Origin of the sequence: Mesorhizobium sp. M2E.F.Ca.ET.209.01.1.1, from assembly GCF_004010375.2 — a bacterium.
In the GTDB taxonomy this organism is placed as follows: domain Bacteria; phylum Pseudomonadota; class Alphaproteobacteria; order Rhizobiales; family Rhizobiaceae; genus Mesorhizobium.
Genome location: NZ_SADP02000011.1, coordinates 87,384 through 104,761, shown reverse-complemented (window position 1 = coordinate 104,761; position 17,378 = coordinate 87,384). Strand labels below are relative to the sequence as shown.

Genomic DNA, 17,378 nt, shown 5'->3' with positions numbered 1-17,378 from the left:
GATGGCGATCCGGCGTGGACGCGGCGTCGCCGCGATCAACTATCCGACCGGCATGAACCTTGGCGGCGACCCGACGCAGGCGCTGGTCCATTCGACGCCGACCGGCAATTTCATGGTGACGCTCTCCAGCGTCGATCTTGGCCAGGGCATGAAGCAGATCATGGCGCAGATCTGCGCCGAGACGATCGGCGTGCCGACCGACCGCGTCGTCGTCGACACCGCCGACACCGACACCGGCCCGCACTGCATGGGCACCTTTGCCTCGCGCGGCACGCACCGCGCCGGCAACGCCGTCATCCAGGCGGCCAAGGAGGCGCGGCAGGTGATGCTGGAAGTGGCGGCCGAGGAACTCGAGGTGAACGCCTCCGACCTCGAAACCGACGGCCAGGGCAACATCCAGGTGAAGGGCGCGCCGCAGAAATCGATCTCGATCTTCGATGTCGCGCTGTCGGCGCATTTCAAGCGCGGCCGCTCGATCTCGGGCCGCGGCATGTTCCTGATCCCGCGCTCCTATCCGGAAAAGGAAACCGGCGCGATGAAGCCCTCGACCTGCTACGCCCACGCCTGCACCGTGGCCGAGGTCGAGGTCGACGACGAAACCGGCGAAGTGACGGTGCTGACGGTGAAGAACGTCTTCGAGATCGGCCGCGCGCTCAACCCGAAAATGGTCGAGCAGCAGCTGGTCGGCGGCTCCTGGATGGGCATCAGCCACGCGCTCTACGAGACGACCGAGCCCTATTACCCGAACCGTGACCATGGCGGCACCGACTTCAACCAGTATCTGATGCCCGGCCCCGGCGATTTGGCGCAGACCGAGACCATCGTCTTGGAGCGCCCCTCCGCCGACGGACCGTTCGGCGCCAAGGGTCCGGGCGAGATGTGCGCCAATCCGCAGATCCCGGCCGTCGCCAATGCCGTCTTCGACGCGGTCGGCGTGCGCATCGACACGCTGCCGATCACGCCCGAGCGCATCCTGCGTGCGCTGAAGGCGCAGGCCGCGGGCTGAGGGAGAAATGGCAAACGCCGATGCCGTTGCTGTCGCGGCTTCGCCGGAGGCGATAGCCGCGCGCCTTGCCGCCTCGCGTTACCTAGCCGACGACAGCCTTGCGACCGCGATCTTCCTGGCGATCCGCCTGGGCAAGCCGCTGTTGCTTGAAGGCGCGCCCGGCGTCGGCAAGACCGAAGCCGCGAAGGCGATCGCCGAGCTGCTCGGCCGCGAGCTTGTGCGCCTGCAATGCTACGAAGGCATCGACGCCGGGCATGCGCTGTATGAATGGAACTACCAGCGGCAATTGCTCGCCATCCGCCATGCCGGCGAGCACGAGATCGACATCTATGACGACCGTTTTCTCATCGCCCGGCCGCTGCTGCAGGTGTTGCGCGCACCTGAACGGCGTGTGCTGCTCGTCGACGAGATCGACCGCTCGGACCATGAGTTCGAGGCGCTGCTTCTCGAATTCCTCTCCGACTTCCAGATCAGCATTCCGGAGCGAGGCACCATCCGCGCCGCGACGCAGCCGATCGTCATCCTGACCTCCAACCGCACCCGCGAGCTGGCCGAGGCGCTGCGCCGGCGCTGCGTCTACCACTGGATCGGCTACCCCGACGCTCAGCGCGAGGCCGAGATCATCATGCTGCGCTCGGGCGATGTCGCCGAGGCGACCGCACGCGCTGTGGCGAATGCCGTGCAGGAAATCCGCGCGCGGCCTCTCGCAAAGCCGCCGGGCATCGCTGAAGCGGTGGAATGGGCGAATGCCGCGACCATCCTCGAAAAGGGCGGCAGCCCGTGGCCGGAGGCCTTTCGGCGGGCCATCGGCGTGCTGATCAAGGATGAGGAGGATTTGTCGGCGATCGCGCCGGAGCTGGGGAGGATTGTCGAGGAGGCGTTGGGGTGATGAGCAATCGCAACGCGCTAGCGCGATACCTCAGCTCCAATGCGCAGCGCTGGCGGGACAGCACCCCCCTCTGGCCTGCCGGCCATCTCCCCCGCAAGGGGGGAGATCGGACGTCACGCGGGCTTTCGCCAAACCTCAACGTCGCAGCATCGAGCGAAGCGTCGAAACTGCCAATCTCCCCCCTTGCGGGGGAGATGTCCGGCAGGACAGAGGGGGGTGTGAAGGAATGAGGCGCCCGGAAAACCTGCGCCCTGCCGCCGCGCCTTTCCTCGGCTTCGCCCGTCTGCTGCGCAGCCACGCCTTCCCCATAGCCCCCGAACAAGTCACCAGCTTCATGCAAGCGGTGACACTTCTGGGTCCGCGCTCGATGAACGACATCCGCGAGGCGGCGCTTGCGACGCTCGCCGCCCCGCCCGATCGCCGCGGCGAATTCGAAGCGCATTTCCGCGCCTATTTCTACGGTGATGCCAGGCCTTCGATCGAAGGCGAAGAGGACGATGAGACCCGCGTCAAGGACGATCGAGGCACGCGTGAAGAGGAAGACCGAGCAGCTCGCCGCGAGAAAGGCGGCGAGCTCTCCTCGGCACTCGAGCAACTGAGCAGCCGCGATTTCCCGGGCGACGCCGATGGTCTCGGCCAGTTTCGCCGCAAGCTCGCCGCCACCCTGCCCGCCCGCCGTTCCTTCCGCACCGTGCGCACTCGCTCGCGCGGCACGCTCGACCTTCGCCGCTCGCTCAGCGAAATCGTCAGCGCCGACGGCGACATCCCCTCGCCATTGCTGCGCCGCCGGCAGACGGTGGCGCGAAAACTGCTCCTGCTTATCGACGTTTCCGGTTCGATGAAGCTGCACACGGCCGATTATCTCAAGCTGGCGCACGCCGCCGTGCAGGGCGCGGATCGCGCGGAAGTCTTCACCTTCGGCACGCGGCTTACCCGTATCACCTCGGCGCTGCGCATCCGCGATCGCGGGCAGGCGTTGGCTCGTGCCGCGGCGCTGGTCGACGATTGGGACGGCGGTACTCGCATGGGGCCGACATTGCTCGCCTTCCTTTCCGTGCCGCGCTTCTCCGCCTTCGTGCGCGGCGCCTGCGTCGTCATCCTCTCCGATGGGCTGGAACGCGGCAGCCATGCCGAACTGGAGATCGCCATGCGTCGCCTCAGCGCCCGCGCCTTCCGGCTGTCGCTGGCGACGCCGCTCGCCGGCGATCCGCGCTTTCGCCCGGCAACGGCGGCGCTCCGGGCAATCCTGCCGGTGCTCGACGATCTGGTCGACGGCTCGTCGGTCGATAGTCTCACCGACTTCATCCTGTCGCTCGCCCGCCCAGCGCCTGCGGCAAAAACCGTCTGGAAAAGGGTATCGTGATGCAGAAAGCCATCGACGCGCATTTCCACATCTGGCGCCAAAAGGACCAGCCCTGGCTGGTCGGCCCGATGGTGCCGCGCATCTTCGGCCCCTACGAGCCGATCCGCCGCGATTACCCGATCACGGAATTCCTCGAAGATCAGAAAGGCTCGGGTGTCGAGAAGGCCGTCTACGTCCAGACCAACTGGGCCAAGGAGGATTTCGAAAAAGAGGTCGCCTTCCTGCAGAAGACCGCTGACGAGACCGGCTGGCCGCACGCCATCGTCGGCTATGCCGACATGACGGTCGACGACGTCCGCCCGCAGATCGATCGGCTGATGAAATACCAGCTGCTGCGCGGCGTGCGCATGCAGTTGCACTGGCACAAGACGCCCGCCTTCCGCTTCGCCGCCTCGGCCGACCAGGTGATCGATCCGAAGGTGCGTGCCAATGTGGCGCGGCTGAAGGATTACGGCCTCTCCTTCGACCTGCAGCTTTTTCCCGCGCAGATGAAGGACGGGCTGACGCTTGTCGGCGAAAACCCTGAGACGAATTTCGTTCTGACCCATGCCGGCATGCTGACCGGCATGGAGCCCGAAACCACCGAAGCGTGGAAGGCCGGCCTGCGAACGCTTTCGGCAGCGCCCAATTTCTACGCCAAGCTGTCGGGACTCGGCACGTTCGTCCACCGCAACGACCCGGAACTGATCGCCTATATCGTCGATAACGCGATCGATATCCTCGGCAGCGACCGGCTGATGTTCGGCTCGAACTTCCCGATCGAAAAGCTCTGGACCAGCCATGCCGAGCTGATCAAGGCGCACCGCGCGGCGGTGGCCAGGCACGGCGCGCAAGCCGAGGCGGACATCTTCTGGAATACGGCGAAGAGAGTTTACCGGCCGGTTTAACGCGGCTTCTTCCTTCTCCCCTTGTGGGCCCCTTGTGGGAGAAGGGAAAGTCGGCGCTTCACTTCACCTCGAATTGCGGATCGAGCGGAATCTGCATCGCCGTCACGAGGTGGTTTGTCTGGCCTGCGAGCCCGATGATCGACACCAGCTCGCCATGCTGCGCGTCTGTCATGCCCTTGGCACGCGCGGCGGCGGTATGCGAGTGGATGCAGTAGGAACAGCCATTGGCTGTCGAGACCGCGATATAGATCATTTCCTTGGTCAGCGGATCGATGGCGCTGTCGGCCACCATGACAGCCTTGAGCTGCTCCCACACCCGCTTCAGCGCCACCGGGTCGTTACCGAGCCCGCGCCAGAAATTGTTGACGAAATCGGACTTCCGCGTCGCCCGGATATCCTCGAACACGGCCTTCACCGCCGGGATTTTTTCGACCTCGGCATCGGTTAGAAGTTTCGTGGTGGCCATGGTTGGTCCTTTCGTTTGAATCGTTGGTCGAATTCATTGAATCAAGCGTTGCGCATAGACGGCTAACCCGTTTGTCCCGCTCAGTTTTTAGCTCAAAACAACACACAGTCGCGAGGTTGGTCAAAGCATCTCAGCATCGTCATTCTAGGGCGGAGCAAGGAGCGAAGCGACGCGCGCAGACCCTAGAATCCATTCCGTGACCTTGATCAATGAATGCAGCGGAGCAGAATTCTGCACCGTAAGCGGCTCTCGAAAGTAACGGCATGGATCCTCGGGTCTCCGCGCGTCGCTTTGCTCCTTGCTCCGCCCGTGGATGACGACGGGACGGACGATTCGGCCAATTGTCGAAGTGCCTACCAGCCAACACCCTAGTGAACCGCCGCATACATGATCTTCTCCTCCGTCGCCTCCGCCGGCGAGAACTCCTCCACGATGCGGCCTTGCCGGCAGACCAGGATGCGGTCCGACAGGTTCATGATCTCCGGCAGGTAGGACGAGATGACGACGACGGCGAGACCTTCGTCGGCCAGCCGGTTGATGATCTGGTGGATCTCGGCGATGGCACCGACATCGACGCCGCGCGTCGGCTCGTCGAGGATGACGATGCGCGGCTGCTGCACCAGCCCCTTGCCGATCATCACCTTCTGCTGGTTGCCGCCGGAGAGCTCGACCACGCGCGCATTGTCGTTGATCGCCTTGATGTTGAGCGTCTTCGTCCATTCGGCCGAAAGCTCGCGCATCTCCTGCTGGTTGATCACCCAGGCCTTTTCACGGCCGGCGGCGAGCAGCCCGCCGAACAGGTTCTCCGCGATGCCCATCGTCTCGAAGATGCCTTCGCTCTTGCGGTCCTCGGTGACGTAGACGATGCCGTCAGCCACCGCCTCCGCCGGCACGAGGTAGCGTACCGGCTTGTCGTCGAGCTCGATCGCGCCGCCACGCAGGAAGTCGCGCTTGTAGATGCCCGACACGATCTTGAACGTCTCGGTGCGGCCGGAGCCGATCAGGCCGAACACGCCGGTGATCTGGCCCTCGAAGATCGAGAAGGAATTGTTGCGCACGATGTTGCTCATCGAGATGTCCTGCACCGAGAGCACTTTCTTGCCGGCCTTGCGCAATTTCGCCTCGTCGCGCTGGCGGTAGATCTGTCCCGACAGCGAACGGCCCACCATGGCGGCGACGATCCTGTCGCGGTCGAAAGCCGGCGTGTCGTCGGTGATCACCAGCTCGCCGTCGCGCAAAATGGTGATGCGGTCGGCGATCATCAGCGCCTCTTCCAGCGCGTGGCTGATGAAGACGATCGACACGCCCCCCGCCTTTAGCCGGCGGATCAGCGCGAAGAAATGGCGCTTCTCCTCCGGCGTCAGCGTCGCCGTGGGCTCGTCGAAGATGATGATCTCGGCATTGTGGTGGACGGCGCGCGCGATCTCGACCATCTGCCGCTTGGCGGCCCCCAGCGTCGCCACCATCGCATTCGGATCGACGGGAAAGTTCAGCGACTGCAGGAATTGTTGCGCCGAGATGTAGGTGCCGCGCAGCCGGTTGAGGAATTTCTCCGTGCCGAGATAGAGGTTCTGCGCCACCGTCATCGACGGCACCAGGCTGGTCTCCTGGAACACCATGGCGATGCCGGCTTCAAGTGCTGCATGCGGCGAGGCATAAGCCGTCTCGACGCCCTTGTGGAACATCTTGCCCGAAGTCGCGTCGACGACGCCGGCAATGATCTTGGTCAGCGTCGATTTGCCGGCGCCGTTCTCGCCGAGCAGCGCGTGGATTTCGCCTTGCCTCAGGTCGAACGTGACGTTCTTGACCGCAGGCACGCCGCGATAGGTCTTGGTGACGTTTTCCAGACGGACGATCGGTTCCATCAGAAACCTCCCGTGATTGCGTCGAGCGCCAGCACGCAATCGCCGCTCTTCGCGGCGATGAACAGGCGGCCGTCGCGTTCGGCCACGCTGCAGATGCCGTGGCGCGTGCCGTTGGCGCGGCTGTGCAGGCTGAATTGCGGCTGCAGGGTTCGGTCGAGCTTCACGACGAGCCCGTAGGAGCGGCTGGGCGACCACGGCTTGTGAATGCCCATGGTGCGGATGCCGCCGCATTGCAGCGGCTCGAGGAAGCTGCGGTTTGACGCCAGCGCCGGCGCGATCCAGTAGGTCGCCGGCACCTGATCGATCATGTCCTGGCGATAATGCGTTTCCTGCAGCACGAATTCGATCAGCCGGTTGCGCGGCGCAAACAGGGTCAGCCAGGCGCCACCGTCGCCAGCCGGCGAAAGCCGCGCGGGATAGCCGGGCAGTTGCGTCAGCACGGTCGAGCGATTTCCGTTCGCGCCGTCGAAGCGCACGAGCTGATGGCGCCAGCTTTCGCTCACCAGCACGCCGGCGCCGATCGGGTGAAGCCCATAGGGAAAGGCGATGTCGCCGGCGGTCTTCTGAAAACCAACAGCCCCCGGCCCGCGCCGCCACAGCGAACCGGACGCGCCCTTCTTCATCAGGTCGGCCGCCCATTGTGACGGCGCATGCTCGGCGGAGCCATTGGCGAGCCACAGCGTGCCGTCACTGGCATAGGCAAGCGCGGTGATGCACCGGACTTCAGCAGACAACGAGACTTCCTTGCCGGCGATCAGTAGCTTGCCGTTTTCGAGCCCGACGGTCAGATCGCCTGATGGTGACAGGGCCAGCGCGGTGACGGAGGATTGAAAGGTCTCGATCACGACCGGTTCGGAACCAGCCGCAATCGCAAGGACGGCGTTGCCGCTGGAGACGAGCAGCCGGCCGTCGGCCGCCAGCAGATTGTCCGGCTCGCTCAATTCGGCGAAGGCCGGCGCATCGTCCAGCCGCGTGTTGGGACGGAACGCGCCGTCGAGCGGCGGGATGGTGACCGCCTTGCCGCGGAAGACATCCAGGATCGGATCGAGGATCATGGCTTGCCTCCCCAATAGGAAGCGGGGCTCGTCCAGTTCGGGTCGGCGCCCGAAATCTTGTAGCGCCCGATGCGGTTGTTCAAGATGCCGCCGACGAACAGATAGCCCTTGTGCTCGCGCATCGAAGTGACCATCGGATGCGCGTCGCCCGAGAGATCGCCGAGCGTCTCGACGATGCCGCCCTTCTCGTTGAACTTCACCACGCCGCCTGTGTTGATGTTGGGAAACAGCCATTCGTCCTGCGGTAGGCGCCGCGTCATGCGCTTGCGCATGTCGGGGTGGCGCAGCGACAGGTCGAAGCTCGGCGTGCGCATGCCGAGCCAGGCCATCCAGTAATTGCCGTCGGACGCGCGGTTGATGTTGTCGGGATAGCCGGGCATGTCGCGGATGACGCATTCGGCGGTGCCGGCCTTGGGCCCTTCCAGCCAGTAGCGATGCACGCGGCAGGCCCAGCTCTCGGCGAAGAACAGCGACTTGCCGTCATGCGCCATGCAGACGCCGTTGGTGTAGCGGTAGCCGTCCAGCAGCGTCTTGGTCGAGCCGTCCTTCGGATCGTAGACCAAAAGGCGCCCCGTGGCGCGGTTCTCGATCGAGTCCAGCGCCCAGTCGTGGGCGTCATAGCGCTTGGTCGAGTCCGTGAAATAGATGCGGCCGTCCGGCGCGATGTCGCAATCGTTCGGGTCGCGCAGCCTTGCGTCGTCGACGATCGACGTCCAGGAGCGCGCCGTCTCGGCCGACAGGCGCTTCACCTCCCGCTCCGGCGAGACGGAATAGAGCCCCATGGCGCCGACGCAGCTGATCAGATTGCTGTCCTTGTCGAAAGCGAGCCCCAGCGGGAAGCCGCCGATATGGGCAAAGACCTCGGAGCGTTTGTAGTCAGGCGCGAAAAAGCGAACGATCTCGCCGTGGCGAGTGCCGCAATAGAGATGGTCGTCGCGATCGAGGATGACGTCCTCCGGCCCTTCCAACTCGCCAAGCCCGATATGCTCCGCGGCCGAGAGCCGGTTGTCGAGCTCGTAAGGCGTGCCCGAACCGGGCGCGGCTGACTGCGTCTCGCCCATCTTGAGGTAGACCGGCGCGACATAGACCTCGTTCAGCACCTTGTGGCGGTTCTTCAGCCAGCGGATGTCAATGGTGACGGCGACAGCCAGAAGGATTCCGAGCACCATCTGGTTGGTGCCGGTGCCGTAGCCCAGCCGGATCAGCCCGTTGGTCATGGTAAGAACGATGATGGCGCCCATCAGCCCCTTGACCACCGAGCCGCGTCCGCCGCCGAGGCTGACGCCGCCGACCACCGCCGCCGTCAGCGCCATGATTTCGAGATTGAGGCCGGTCCCCGGGCCTGCCCCGCTCAGGCGGCAGGCGATGAGGAACCCGCCGATCGATGAGCAGAAGCCGGAAAAGACATAGGTCATGAAGACGGTGCGGCGCACGCGGATACCGGCATTGTGCGCCGAGCGGCGCGAGCCGCCCACCGCCAGCACATGCCAGCCCGGCCGCGATCGCGTCAGCGCGACATGGGTGACGATGGCGAGGACGACGGCCAGCCAGACCGAAACCGACAGGCCCCAGAATGTGCCGTCGCCGATGAAGTCGAGCACGTCGGACGAAGCCTGGGAAAGCTGCACGTCGGCGGCATAGGTGCTGACCAATATGTCGAACAGCGCCCGCCCGAAGATGAAGGTGACCAGGGTGGTGAGAAAGGCGCGCAGCCTCAGATAGCCAACGAGGTACCCATTGATGGCGCCGAAGACCAATCCGGCCGCGAGCGCCGCGGCCAGGGCCAGCCAGATCGACTGTTCGAGGATGAAGAAGACATAGACGGCGGAAAAGCAGGACAGCGCGAAGATCGAGCCGACCGAGAGGTCGATGCCGCCACCCAGCATCACCACTGTCATGCCGATGACCACCAGCGAGAACTCGCCGAGCTGGCGTGTCGATTCTTGCAGGGAGGTGAGCTTGAAGAAGCCCGGAATGATCGAGACGAACACGCCGAGCGTCGCCACCAGCGCCAGGAACGGTATGGCGTTGTCGGTCCAGCGTTTGGTCAGGATCTCGCCGACCAGATGGTCGGGCACGAGATTATAGCGCCAAGCCTGGAGGCGTTCACGAAAAGTCATCGGCGGCTGCTGTCATTCAAGCGGGAAAGAGGTGGCAACGGGAAAAGAGGTGGCCGGGGTGATCCGGCCACCTCGTGGATACCATCCGGACGCGCTGTCTATTTCGCCGCCGCTTCGGCCTGCAACGCCTTCAGGTCCCAACAGCTGTCGGGCTTGAGGTCGGCCTTGGTCGTCGCCTTCTCCAGCGTGTAGATGTAGGTGTGCGAGGTGCCGGCCGGCTGGCCGCTCTGCAGCAGGAACTTGATGATGGCGTTCATGTCGCCCGACTGTCGGGCGAGGTCGGTCATCACCACGGCGCCATAGGTGCCGTCGTTCAGCTTGTCGCAGTCGGCCGCCTTCTCGCCGCCGCCGGTGGTGACCAGGAACACCTTGCCATCGAGCTTAGCGTCGCGGATCGCGGCCGAAGCGCCGGTGGCGTCGCCGTCCCAGAAGTCGATGATCGAGCAGATGTCGGGGTGCTGCTGCAGCATCGTCGTTGTCACATTGCGCGACGTGGTCGCGTCCCAGTTGGAATCCGGCTTGGCGACAACCTGGAAGTCGGAATGCTTCTCCAGCACCTTCATGATGCCGGCATACTGGTAGAGGCTCGACGAGTTCGCCTGGTCGCCCTGCACCAGCCCGATCTTCTTGGACGAATTCTCGCCGCAGCCCTTGATCGCTGCTTCCGCTTCCAGCTGGCCGAGCTTGTCCCAGTCGCTCCCGACGAAGGCATCGGCCGGGAAGTTGGCCGGGTTGTCGACCAGGATCACATAGGTGCCGGCAGCCTGCGCCTTCTTCATCAGCTTGGAGTAGGAATTGAGGTCAGGCGCGTGGATGATCAGAACATCCGGCCGGGTGTCGGAAGCGATGGCGTCAGTGATCGCCTGCGCGCCGGCATCGACCACCCAGTTCGGATCGCGGGTCTCGAACGTGCCGCCCCAGGCCTCGACTTCCTTCTTCAGGTAATGCGCCCAGCCTTGCGCCAGGTCGAAACCCATCGCCAGCGGCACCAGCATGACGCGCTTGCCGTTGAGCGCCTTGGCATAGGCGGCGGGACCTGGATCGTCGGCGGCGAAACTCGGCGCGGCGAAGGCGGTAACGGCGAGCGCCGTGGCGGCGGCCATCAATGTTTTGAGTAGTCTCATGTCACATCCTCTGGTTCGGTTTTCATTGCCGGGCGATCGTCGCGATCGCTCCGGGTACCCCAAAGCAAGATGGGCCAGCCCATCGGCTCTAAATGTCGCCCTGCTGCGCGGTCTGCTCGTCGCGCGGATTGATGATGCCGTCGACGATGATGGCCCCCAGCAGGATCGCCGCCTTGATCAGGTTCTGGTAGAGCAGCGGAATGTCGATAATGGTCATGGCGTTGAGCAGGATGCCGATCAGCGCCGCCCCCACCAGCACGTTGCGCACCCCTCCCCGCCCGCCCGAAAGTCCGATGCCGCCGATCACCGCCACCAGCACGATGTCGTAGAGCAGCGTCGAATTGACGACGCGCGTGTTGATCGAATGCAGGCTGGCCGCCGTGAGCAGGCCGGCGATCAGCGCCACCACGGCCGAAAGCGCGTAGCGCAGCACCAGCATCGGGCGCACCGGAATGCCGATGTTGCGCGCCGCGACCGGGTTGTCGCCGGCGAAGTAGATGAAGCGGCCCCATTTGGTGTAGCACAGGAACAGGAAGACCAGGAACGCCAGTCCGGCGAAGACGAAAACCTCGACCGGAATGTCGAGGAAGCGCACGCCGCCGAGCAGTTCCACCCAATGGCCCTGCGGCACTGGAACGGCATCCTGCGTGATCAGTTGCGAGCGCACATAGCCGAAGACGAACGAGCCGGTGGCCAGCGTGACGAAGATCGCCGGAACGTCGGCATAGGCGACCAGAAAGCCGTTGAGCAGGCCGATGGCTAAAACGCCCGCCAGCACATAGGCGAAGGCCAGGCCGTCCGAGGTGCCGGTGTTGAGCAGTTGCAGATACCAGGCAACCGACATCGCCATGATCGCCACTGCCGACAGGTCGATGCCGCGGCCGATGATGACGACCGCCATGCCGAGCGCCAGAATGCCGAGCACCGAGACGGAGCGGACGATGGCGACCAGATTGTCGGCGGTCAGGAACCCGGGCAGACTGAGCGCTGCGGCGGCGAACAAAAGGATGGCGATGGCAAAGACGATGCCTTCCTGATTGAGGCGCCTCCAGTTCGGCCAGCCGATCGCGTTCATCGATAATGTCTTTCGCCCCGATGGCAAGGCCCTTAAGGCCGCCACCCCGCACGAAAGCTAATCGGCTCAACAGCGGCTCGTCAAATGAATCCGCGTTCAACAACCGCCCCTCTCCGACTATTTTCCGAGTGGACGCATCGATTGCCGTAACTGGCGCAATAGCCGGAAACTCTTGGGCTTTTTGGCTGTTCGTTGCCCCAATCGCGCGGCCCGCGGAAGAACCCGTTCGAAGGCGACGCGGCCGGCGGAATTTGAGTCCGCGAAATCCCCCGGCGCGACCTCAATTGTTCGTCGAATGCCCCGAAACCTCGGCGCCGGCGTTGGCCGGCAGCACCAGGAAGCGCATCGCCGCGGCGAGACCGAGCAGGCCGATCGCGACGAAGGTGATTCTGAAGTCGACGAGGTCGGGCAAGGCTTCGCTCCTGACGATCTGCGACAAATTGAGGATCGCCGCCGCGATCGCCACGCCGAACAGCATCGATATCTGCTGCAGCATCGAGGAGAGCGTCGCCGCCGAGCTCCGCTGCGGCGCGCCGATGTCGGCGAAGGCGAGCGTGTTCAGCGCCGTGAACTGCATCGAGCGCGTGAGACCGGCGACCAGCATCAGCGCCACCACCAGCACCTGAGACGTCTGCGGCGAGATCGCTCCGCAGGCCATGATCGCCAGCGACGCGATCGACCCATTCACCACCATCACGGTGCGGAAGCCGAAGCGCCTCAGCGTCGGCGTCGTCACCGTCTTCATGCCGAGATTGCCGAGGAAATAGGCCAGCACCAACAGGCCGGCATCGACTGGACTCAGGCCGAAGCCGACCTGGAACAGCAGCGGCAGCAGGAAGGGCGTGGCGTTGATCGCGACGCGGAAGACCGTGCCCGCGGCAAGCGTCGAGATCGCGAAGGTCAGCACCTTGAAGGCCGAAAGGTCGAGCAGCGGATGCCGAGCCTGCAAGAGGTGGCGAACGGCGAGCCACCCGATCATGATGCCAATGCCGATGGAGCCTACCGTCGGCAACAAGCCGTTCTCGGGATGCGCGAGGCGTTCGAGCCCGTAAAGCATCACTGCAAGCCCGAGCGAGGTGAGGAAAAAGCCCGGCCAATCGAATGGCCTGGCCTCGGAATCGCGGTCGCCCGGCACGAAGCGGGCGACCAGCGCAAGCCCGGCCAGCCCCAGCGGCGCGTTGATGAAGAAGTTCCAGTGCCAGGAGAGATAGGTCGTGATGAAGCCGCCAAGCACCGGCCCGACCACCGGCGCGAACAAAGCCGGCCAGGTTATCAGCGCCGTCGCGGCGATCAATTCGGATTTCTCGGCGTTGCGCAGCACCAGGATGCGGCCGACCGGCGTCATCAGCGCGCTGCCCAGGCCCTGCACGATGCGGGCGGCGACGAACTGGGTCAGGCTCTGCGAAAACCCGCAAGCAACCGAGGCCAGCGTGAACAGCGCGATCGCCAGGAGGAAAATATTGCGCGCGCCAAAACGGTCGGCAAGCCAGGCCGACAGCGGCACGAACACCGCCATGGTCAGCATATAGGCGGTGATGCCGATGCTCATCGCCACCGCCGGCACGCCGAAGGACTGGCCCATCTGCGGCAGCGAGGTCGAGATGATCGTCGAATCGAGCAGTTGCATGAAGAAGGCGACCGCCACGATCAGCGCGACACGACGCGCCTGACGTGCGGAATTTGCGGACGGGGACACGGCTGCGTTGTCGGGGATGCTGGTCATGACGCGGTGGTTGAACAGCATAAGCCCGGTCCAGTCCAGAGCTTATCCAACAAACTTTCGTGTCGCCTCTCCGCCTGTTATGGAAGAGCGCGGGCCGACCGAGGGAAACGCATGAAGCCTATCTACATCGACTACCTCAACGCTCTCGACATCGAAGCGCTTGCCATGACCGACGCCGAGATCATCGGCGCCGTCGAGGCCGGGCTCGTCGCGCAGGGCAACGGCCAGACCGTTATCGAGCCGCGTGTCCATCTCGAGCCGGATCCCTCCTTCCACGGCCACTTCAACGTGCTTCGCGGCTATGTGGCGCCACTCGACGCCGCCGGCGTGAAGATCGTCGGCGACTATGTCGACAACTACATGCACGGCCTGCCGTCCGAGTTCGGCATCCTCAATCTTTTCGATCCGCGCACCGGCACGCCGCGCGCCATCCTCGACGCCACCGTCATCACCGACATGCGCACCGGCGCCGTCACCGCCATCGGCGCCAAGCATCTGGCGAAGAAGTCGTCAAAAGTGCTCGCCCATATCGGCGCGCGCGGCACCGCCTATTGGAACGTGCGGCTGCTCGACCATCTTTTCGACTTCGACGAGATCCGCGTCCATTCGCGCCGGCCCGAAAGCCGCGACAGCTTTGCCGCGAAGCTGGCCGCCGATCTCGGCAAGCCGGTCCTGGCCGTGGCCGACTGGAAAAGCTGCGTCGAAGGCGCCGACATCGTCGTCGAGGCCTCGCGGCTGCCGGAACCGCAGCCACTGCTCAAGACCGAATGGATCAAGCGCGGCGCGCTGGTGGTGCCCTATGGCACGATGAGCGCCGTCGAGCTGTCGCTCACCGATATCATGCAGAAGATCGTCGTCGACGACTGGGGCCAGTGCAAGGGCGGCAAGTTCGGCTCGCTGCGCGCCCATGTCGAGACCGGACGGCTGAGCGAGGCGACTTTGCACGCCGAGCTTGGCCAGATCGCGGCCGGCCTCAAGCCGGGCCGGCAGAGCGATGGCGAGACGATCCTGTTCTGGCATCGCGGCCTCTCGCTCTCCGACATTGCGCTCGGCAAGGCCATGCTCGCCAAGGCCGGCGAAAACGGCATTGGCCAAAGGCTGCGCTTCGCATGAGCCCGCTCGTACTCACCGGCGCCGGCGTCAGCATCGAGGATGTGCTTGCCGCCGCGCGCAATGCTTGCAAGGTCGAGGTCACGGCTGGTGTCCTCGAAAAGCTCAACAAGGCTCGCCAGGTCCTCGATGCCGCGGCGGCCGGCGGCCAGCAGATCTATGGGCTGAACACCGGCCTCGGTGCCAATCTCATCACCGCGGTCGAAGGCGACGCGAGCGCCTTCCAGCGCCAGCTGATCGAAGGCCGCAGCGCCGCGGTCGGCGAGGCCCTGCCGGTGCCGGTGGTGCGGGCGGCGATGTTCGCCCGCCTTGCGATGCTCGCTTCCGGCGGCTCGGGCCTGTCGCCGCGCGTGTTTACGGCGCTGGTCGAGGCGCTCAATGCCGGCGTGCATCCGGTGATGCCGTCGCTGGGCTCGATCGGCGCCGGCGACCTCCTGCTGATGACGGCGATCGCTCGCATGCTGATCGGCGATGGCGAAGCGGAATACCAGGGCCGCCGCATGCCTGCCGCCAAGGCGCTGATGATGGCGCGGCTGGCGCCCGTCACGCTCTCGCCGAAGGATGGTCTTTCCCTGATCAACGCCTCGGCGGTCTCCACCGGGACCGGAGCGCTGGCGCTGACCGACGCGCTGTCGGCGCTCGACCAGCAGCAGCAGGCCGGCGCGCTGACGATGGAAGGCATCGGCGCCAACCGCACCATCCTCGATCCGCGCCAGCACCAAGCGCGTCCGGGCGCCTGTCAGCAGCTTGCGGCAAAGGCGCTGCGCGACCTCTTGGCGCGCGATGAGGCGCCGGCGCCGACGACCATCCAGGATCCGCTGTCGATCCGCTGCATGCCCTCGATCCACGGCGCGCTGATCCAGGCGATCGACCATGCGAGGCTTGCGGTCGAGATCGAGCTCAACGCCGCCGCCGACAATCCGCTGGTGCTTGCCGAGGATGAGCTGGTCATGTCGACCGGCAATTTCCACACCGCATCGCTGGCGCTCGCCTTCGAGACGCTCGGCCTGGCGATCGCGCAATGCGCGGCGGCTTCAGCCGCCCGCTTCGTCCAGCTCACCGGCTCGACCCGGCACGGCCTGCCGAAATATCTCTCACCGGTCGGCGGCGCCTCGGCGGGCTTCGTGCCGCTGCAGAAGACGGTGACGGCGATCCTGGCCGCCATCCGCCACAAGGCCAATCCGGTGATGCTCGATTTCCTGCCCGTGTCCGAGGGCGTCGAGGATCACGCCACGCAGACGCCGCTCGCGGTCGCGAAATGCGCCGAGATGATCGTGCTGTGGCGGCGGCTGATCGCCTTTGAGTTGATGGCGGCGGCGCAGGCCGTCGATTTGCGCGAGGGACTGACGCTTGCGCCGGCCACCGGCGCAATCCACGCGGCCGTGCGCTCGCATGTGGCGACGCTCAAGGAAGACAGGCCGCTGGGCGCCGACGCGGAAGCGCTTTATACCGCCCTCGCAGGCGGAGCATGGCAAGGTCCGCCGGCAACGGGCTGACGCTTTTCGACTCTTGGTTCAGGGCTTTGCGTCCACCTTCCTCATGAAGAGGGTGAGCTCGTCCGGATCCATACGCACGATATGCCTGTCTTCGGGATAGGCGCCGCTGTTGACGTCGGCGACATATTCGGAAAACGCGGCGATGCGCTCCTGCTGCAGCCGGTCATATTCGGCGGCGAAGTTGCGATAGACCTTTGAGTGGCGCGGCAAGTGACCGCGATTGGCGCCGAGAATATCCTCGGCAAACAGATATTGCGCGTCGCAGCCCGTGCCGGCGCCCATCGACAGCATGATCAGCGAAGTGCGCTCGGAGATCGCCTTTGCTACCTCCACCGGCACCACTTCGATCTCGGCGCCGATAGCGCCGGCGGCCTCCAATTGCTTGACCGCCTCGAACACCTGCATGGCGGTATCGGCGGTCTTGCCGACCGCCTTGAAGCCGCCCGTCCAGGTCGCGCGGGAAGGAATGAGGCCGACATGGCCGATCACCGGAATGGCATCGTCGGCCATGCGCTTGATCGTGGCGTAGCCGGCGCTGCAATAGACGGCATCGGCGCCGGCCTTGTAGAGCCGGAACGACCAGCGCAGGAAATCGTCCGCCGTGCCGATCTCGAAGAAATTCTCGCCGGGCATGGTGAAGAGGCTGGGCGCCGCGTCGCGATAGTGCGGGTTGAGCACGAGCTCCGGCGGCACCGAGACGATATCGATGCCGGCGCGCTCGGCGGCCTCGGCTTCCTCCAGCGTCAGCACGCGCAGCATGGTCAATTGCCGCTTGCCCTTCATGGCGCGCAGATCGGCGACGGTCGGTCTCTTTCGGCTCATCGGACTTCGGTTCCCTCTATATGTTGCTGCGCGTTGCTGTCAGCCGATATCGATCATCACCTTACCGGCCTCCACCTTGACCGGATAGGTTCTGAGGTTGACGCAGACCGGCGCGCCTTTGGCCTGGCCGGTCTTGTAGTTGAAGCGGCCATTGTGCTTGGGGCATTCGATGATGTCGTCCATCACCAGCCCGTCGGCGAGATGCGCTTTCTCATGCGTGCAGAAACCGTCGGTGGCGAAGAAGGTGTTCTCCGGCGAGCGGTAGATCGCGAAGCTGCGGCCGCCATGGTCGAAGCGGATCACGTCCTCCTCGTCCACGTCGTCGACCGCGCATGCCTCGACCCACTCCGTCATCGTCTGTCTCCGAGTTGCCGAGC

15 protein-coding genes are annotated in these 17,378 nt (G+C 65.0%); 6 read left to right on the top strand and 9 right to left on the bottom strand.

Annotated elements, in window-relative coordinates; all coding sequences use genetic code 11:
* Window position 1: 1 nt before the first annotated feature.
* From EN852_RS43205 to EN852_RS20600, 4 genes are all read left to right on the top strand, one after another.
* The gene (locus tag EN852_RS43205; protein ID WP_127876685.1) at window positions 2-1,006 is read left to right on the top strand and encodes a molybdopterin cofactor-binding domain-containing protein; all 1,005 of its coding nucleotides are present in this window, start codon (window positions 2-4) and stop codon (window positions 1,004-1,006) included.
* A 7-nt stretch (window positions 1,007-1,013) separates the two neighbouring features.
* The gene (locus EN852_RS20615) at window positions 1,014-1,895 is read left to right on the top strand and encodes a MoxR family ATPase (RefSeq protein WP_127876684.1); all 882 of its coding nucleotides are present in this window, start codon (window positions 1,014-1,016) and stop codon (window positions 1,893-1,895) included.
* 226 nt (window positions 1,896-2,121) lie between these two features.
* On the top strand, window positions 2,122-3,258 hold the full coding sequence (locus EN852_RS20605; RefSeq protein ID WP_127876683.1) for a VWA domain-containing protein: 1,137 nt from the start codon (window positions 2,122-2,124) through the stop codon (window positions 3,256-3,258).
* A complete protein-coding gene (locus EN852_RS20600) occupies window positions 3,258-4,145 on the top strand; it encodes an amidohydrolase (protein ID WP_189546084.1) in 888 nt (295 codons plus the stop codon). The genes EN852_RS20605 and EN852_RS20600 overlap by 1 nt, the downstream gene beginning before the upstream one ends.
* 58 nt (window positions 4,146-4,203) lie before the next feature.
* Here EN852_RS20600 and EN852_RS20595 read toward each other — a convergent pair whose 3' ends face one another.
* From EN852_RS20595 to EN852_RS20565, 7 genes are all read right to left on the bottom strand, one after another.
* Window positions 4,204-4,611, bottom strand: a complete 408-nt coding sequence (locus EN852_RS20595; protein ID WP_127876681.1) for a carboxymuconolactone decarboxylase family protein — start codon at window positions 4,609-4,611, stop codon at window positions 4,204-4,206.
* 368 nt (window positions 4,612-4,979) lie between these two features.
* Window positions 4,980-6,476 (bottom strand): sugar ABC transporter ATP-binding protein, encoded by a 1,497-nt coding sequence (locus EN852_RS20590; RefSeq protein ID WP_127876680.1) that lies wholly within the window; start codon window positions 6,474-6,476, stop codon window positions 4,980-4,982.
* Window positions 6,476-7,531: a hypothetical protein gene (locus EN852_RS20585; RefSeq protein WP_127876679.1), complete on the bottom strand. Its 1,056-nt coding sequence runs from the start codon at window positions 7,529-7,531 to the stop codon at window positions 6,476-6,478. The genes EN852_RS20590 and EN852_RS20585 overlap by 1 nt, the downstream gene beginning before the upstream one ends.
* Window positions 7,528-9,651, bottom strand: a complete 2,124-nt coding sequence (locus EN852_RS20580; RefSeq protein WP_127876678.1) for an SMP-30/gluconolactonase/LRE family protein — start codon at window positions 9,649-9,651, stop codon at window positions 7,528-7,530. Before EN852_RS20580 ends, EN852_RS20585 begins: the two co-directional genes overlap by 4 nt.
* Before the next feature lie 98 nt (window positions 9,652-9,749).
* Complete coding sequence (locus EN852_RS20575) at window positions 9,750-10,775, bottom strand: sugar ABC transporter substrate-binding protein (RefSeq protein ID WP_127868684.1); 1,026 nt, start codon at window positions 10,773-10,775, stop codon at window positions 9,750-9,752.
* A gap of 88 nt (window positions 10,776-10,863) precedes the next feature.
* The gene (locus tag EN852_RS20570; protein ID WP_127876677.1) at window positions 10,864-11,850 is read right to left on the bottom strand and encodes an ABC transporter permease; all 987 of its coding nucleotides are present in this window, start codon (window positions 11,848-11,850) and stop codon (window positions 10,864-10,866) included.
* Between the two features lie 280 nt (window positions 11,851-12,130).
* Window positions 12,131-13,573 carry an MFS transporter gene (locus EN852_RS20565; protein ID WP_127876791.1) on the bottom strand — a complete coding sequence of 481 codons (1,443 nt, stop codon included), beginning with the start codon at window positions 13,571-13,573 and terminating at the stop codon, window positions 12,131-12,133.
* A 111-nt stretch (window positions 13,574-13,684) separates the two neighbouring features.
* Here EN852_RS20565 and EN852_RS20560 point away from each other — a divergent pair, with 111 nt between their 5' ends.
* Together EN852_RS20560 and hutH are read left to right on the top strand one after the other, a co-directional pair.
* Window positions 13,685-14,686, top strand: a complete 1,002-nt coding sequence (locus EN852_RS20560; protein WP_127868682.1) for an ornithine cyclodeaminase family protein — start codon at window positions 13,685-13,687, stop codon at window positions 14,684-14,686.
* A complete protein-coding gene (gene hutH / locus EN852_RS20555; RefSeq protein ID WP_127876676.1) occupies window positions 14,683-16,179 on the top strand; it encodes a histidine ammonia-lyase in 1,497 nt (498 codons plus the stop codon). The genes EN852_RS20560 and hutH overlap by 4 nt, the downstream gene beginning before the upstream one ends.
* Window positions 16,180-16,197: 18 nt before the next feature.
* Here the strand turns inward: hutH and EN852_RS20550 are convergent, their stop codons facing one another.
* Together EN852_RS20550 and EN852_RS20545 are read right to left on the bottom strand one after the other, a co-directional pair.
* The gene (locus EN852_RS20550) at window positions 16,198-17,001 is read right to left on the bottom strand and encodes a 3-methyl-2-oxobutanoate hydroxymethyltransferase (RefSeq protein ID WP_127876675.1); all 804 of its coding nucleotides are present in this window, start codon (window positions 16,999-17,001) and stop codon (window positions 16,198-16,200) included.
* Window positions 17,002-17,040: 39 nt separating this feature from the next.
* The gene (locus EN852_RS20545; RefSeq protein WP_127876674.1) at window positions 17,041-17,355 is read right to left on the bottom strand and encodes a MocE family 2Fe-2S type ferredoxin; all 315 of its coding nucleotides are present in this window, start codon (window positions 17,353-17,355) and stop codon (window positions 17,041-17,043) included.
* Window positions 17,356-17,378 lie beyond the last annotated feature (23 nt).

What these genes read in the sequence shown, in the direction of transcription:
- EN852_RS20590 (WP_127876680.1), bottom strand. Translation starts at nt 6,476, where the DNA reads ATGGAACCGATCGTCCGTCTGGAAAACGTCACCAAGACCTATCGCGGC.
- EN852_RS20600 (WP_189546084.1), top strand. Translation starts at nt 3,258, where the DNA reads ATGCAGAAAGCCATCGACGCGCATTTCCACATCTGGCGCCAAAAGGAC.
- EN852_RS20570 (WP_127876677.1), bottom strand. Translation starts at nt 11,850, where the DNA reads ATGAACGCGATCGGCTGGCCGAACTGGAGGCGCCTCAATCAGGAAGGC.
- EN852_RS20605 (WP_127876683.1), top strand. Translation starts at nt 2,122, where the DNA reads ATGAGGCGCCCGGAAAACCTGCGCCCTGCCGCCGCGCCTTTCCTCGGC.
- EN852_RS20580 (WP_127876678.1), bottom strand. Translation starts at nt 9,651, where the DNA reads ATGACTTTTCGTGAACGCCTCCAGGCTTGGCGCTATAATCTCGTGCCC.
- EN852_RS20565 (WP_127876791.1), bottom strand. Translation starts at nt 13,573, where the DNA reads ATGACCAGCATCCCCGACAACGCAGCCGTGTCCCCGTCCGCAAATTCC.
- EN852_RS20585 (WP_127876679.1), bottom strand. Translation starts at nt 7,531, where the DNA reads ATGATCCTCGATCCGATCCTGGATGTCTTCCGCGGCAAGGCGGTCACC.
- EN852_RS20575 (WP_127868684.1), bottom strand. Translation starts at nt 10,775, where the DNA reads ATGAGACTACTCAAAACATTGATGGCCGCCGCCACGGCGCTCGCCGTT.
- EN852_RS20545 (WP_127876674.1), bottom strand. Translation starts at nt 17,355, where the DNA reads ATGACGGAGTGGGTCGAGGCATGCGCGGTCGACGACGTGGACGAGGAG.
- hutH (WP_127876676.1), top strand. Translation starts at nt 14,683, where the DNA reads ATGAGCCCGCTCGTACTCACCGGCGCCGGCGTCAGCATCGAGGATGTG.
- EN852_RS20595 (WP_127876681.1), bottom strand. Translation starts at nt 4,611, where the DNA reads ATGGCCACCACGAAACTTCTAACCGATGCCGAGGTCGAAAAAATCCCG.
- EN852_RS20615 (WP_127876684.1), top strand. Translation starts at nt 1,014, where the DNA reads ATGGCAAACGCCGATGCCGTTGCTGTCGCGGCTTCGCCGGAGGCGATA.
- EN852_RS20560 (WP_127868682.1), top strand. Translation starts at nt 13,685, where the DNA reads ATGAAGCCTATCTACATCGACTACCTCAACGCTCTCGACATCGAAGCG.
- EN852_RS20550 (WP_127876675.1), bottom strand. Translation starts at nt 17,001, where the DNA reads ATGAGCCGAAAGAGACCGACCGTCGCCGATCTGCGCGCCATGAAGGGC.
- EN852_RS43205 (WP_127876685.1), top strand. Translation starts at nt 2, where the DNA reads ATGGCGATCCGGCGTGGACGCGGCGTCGCCGCGATCAACTATCCGACC.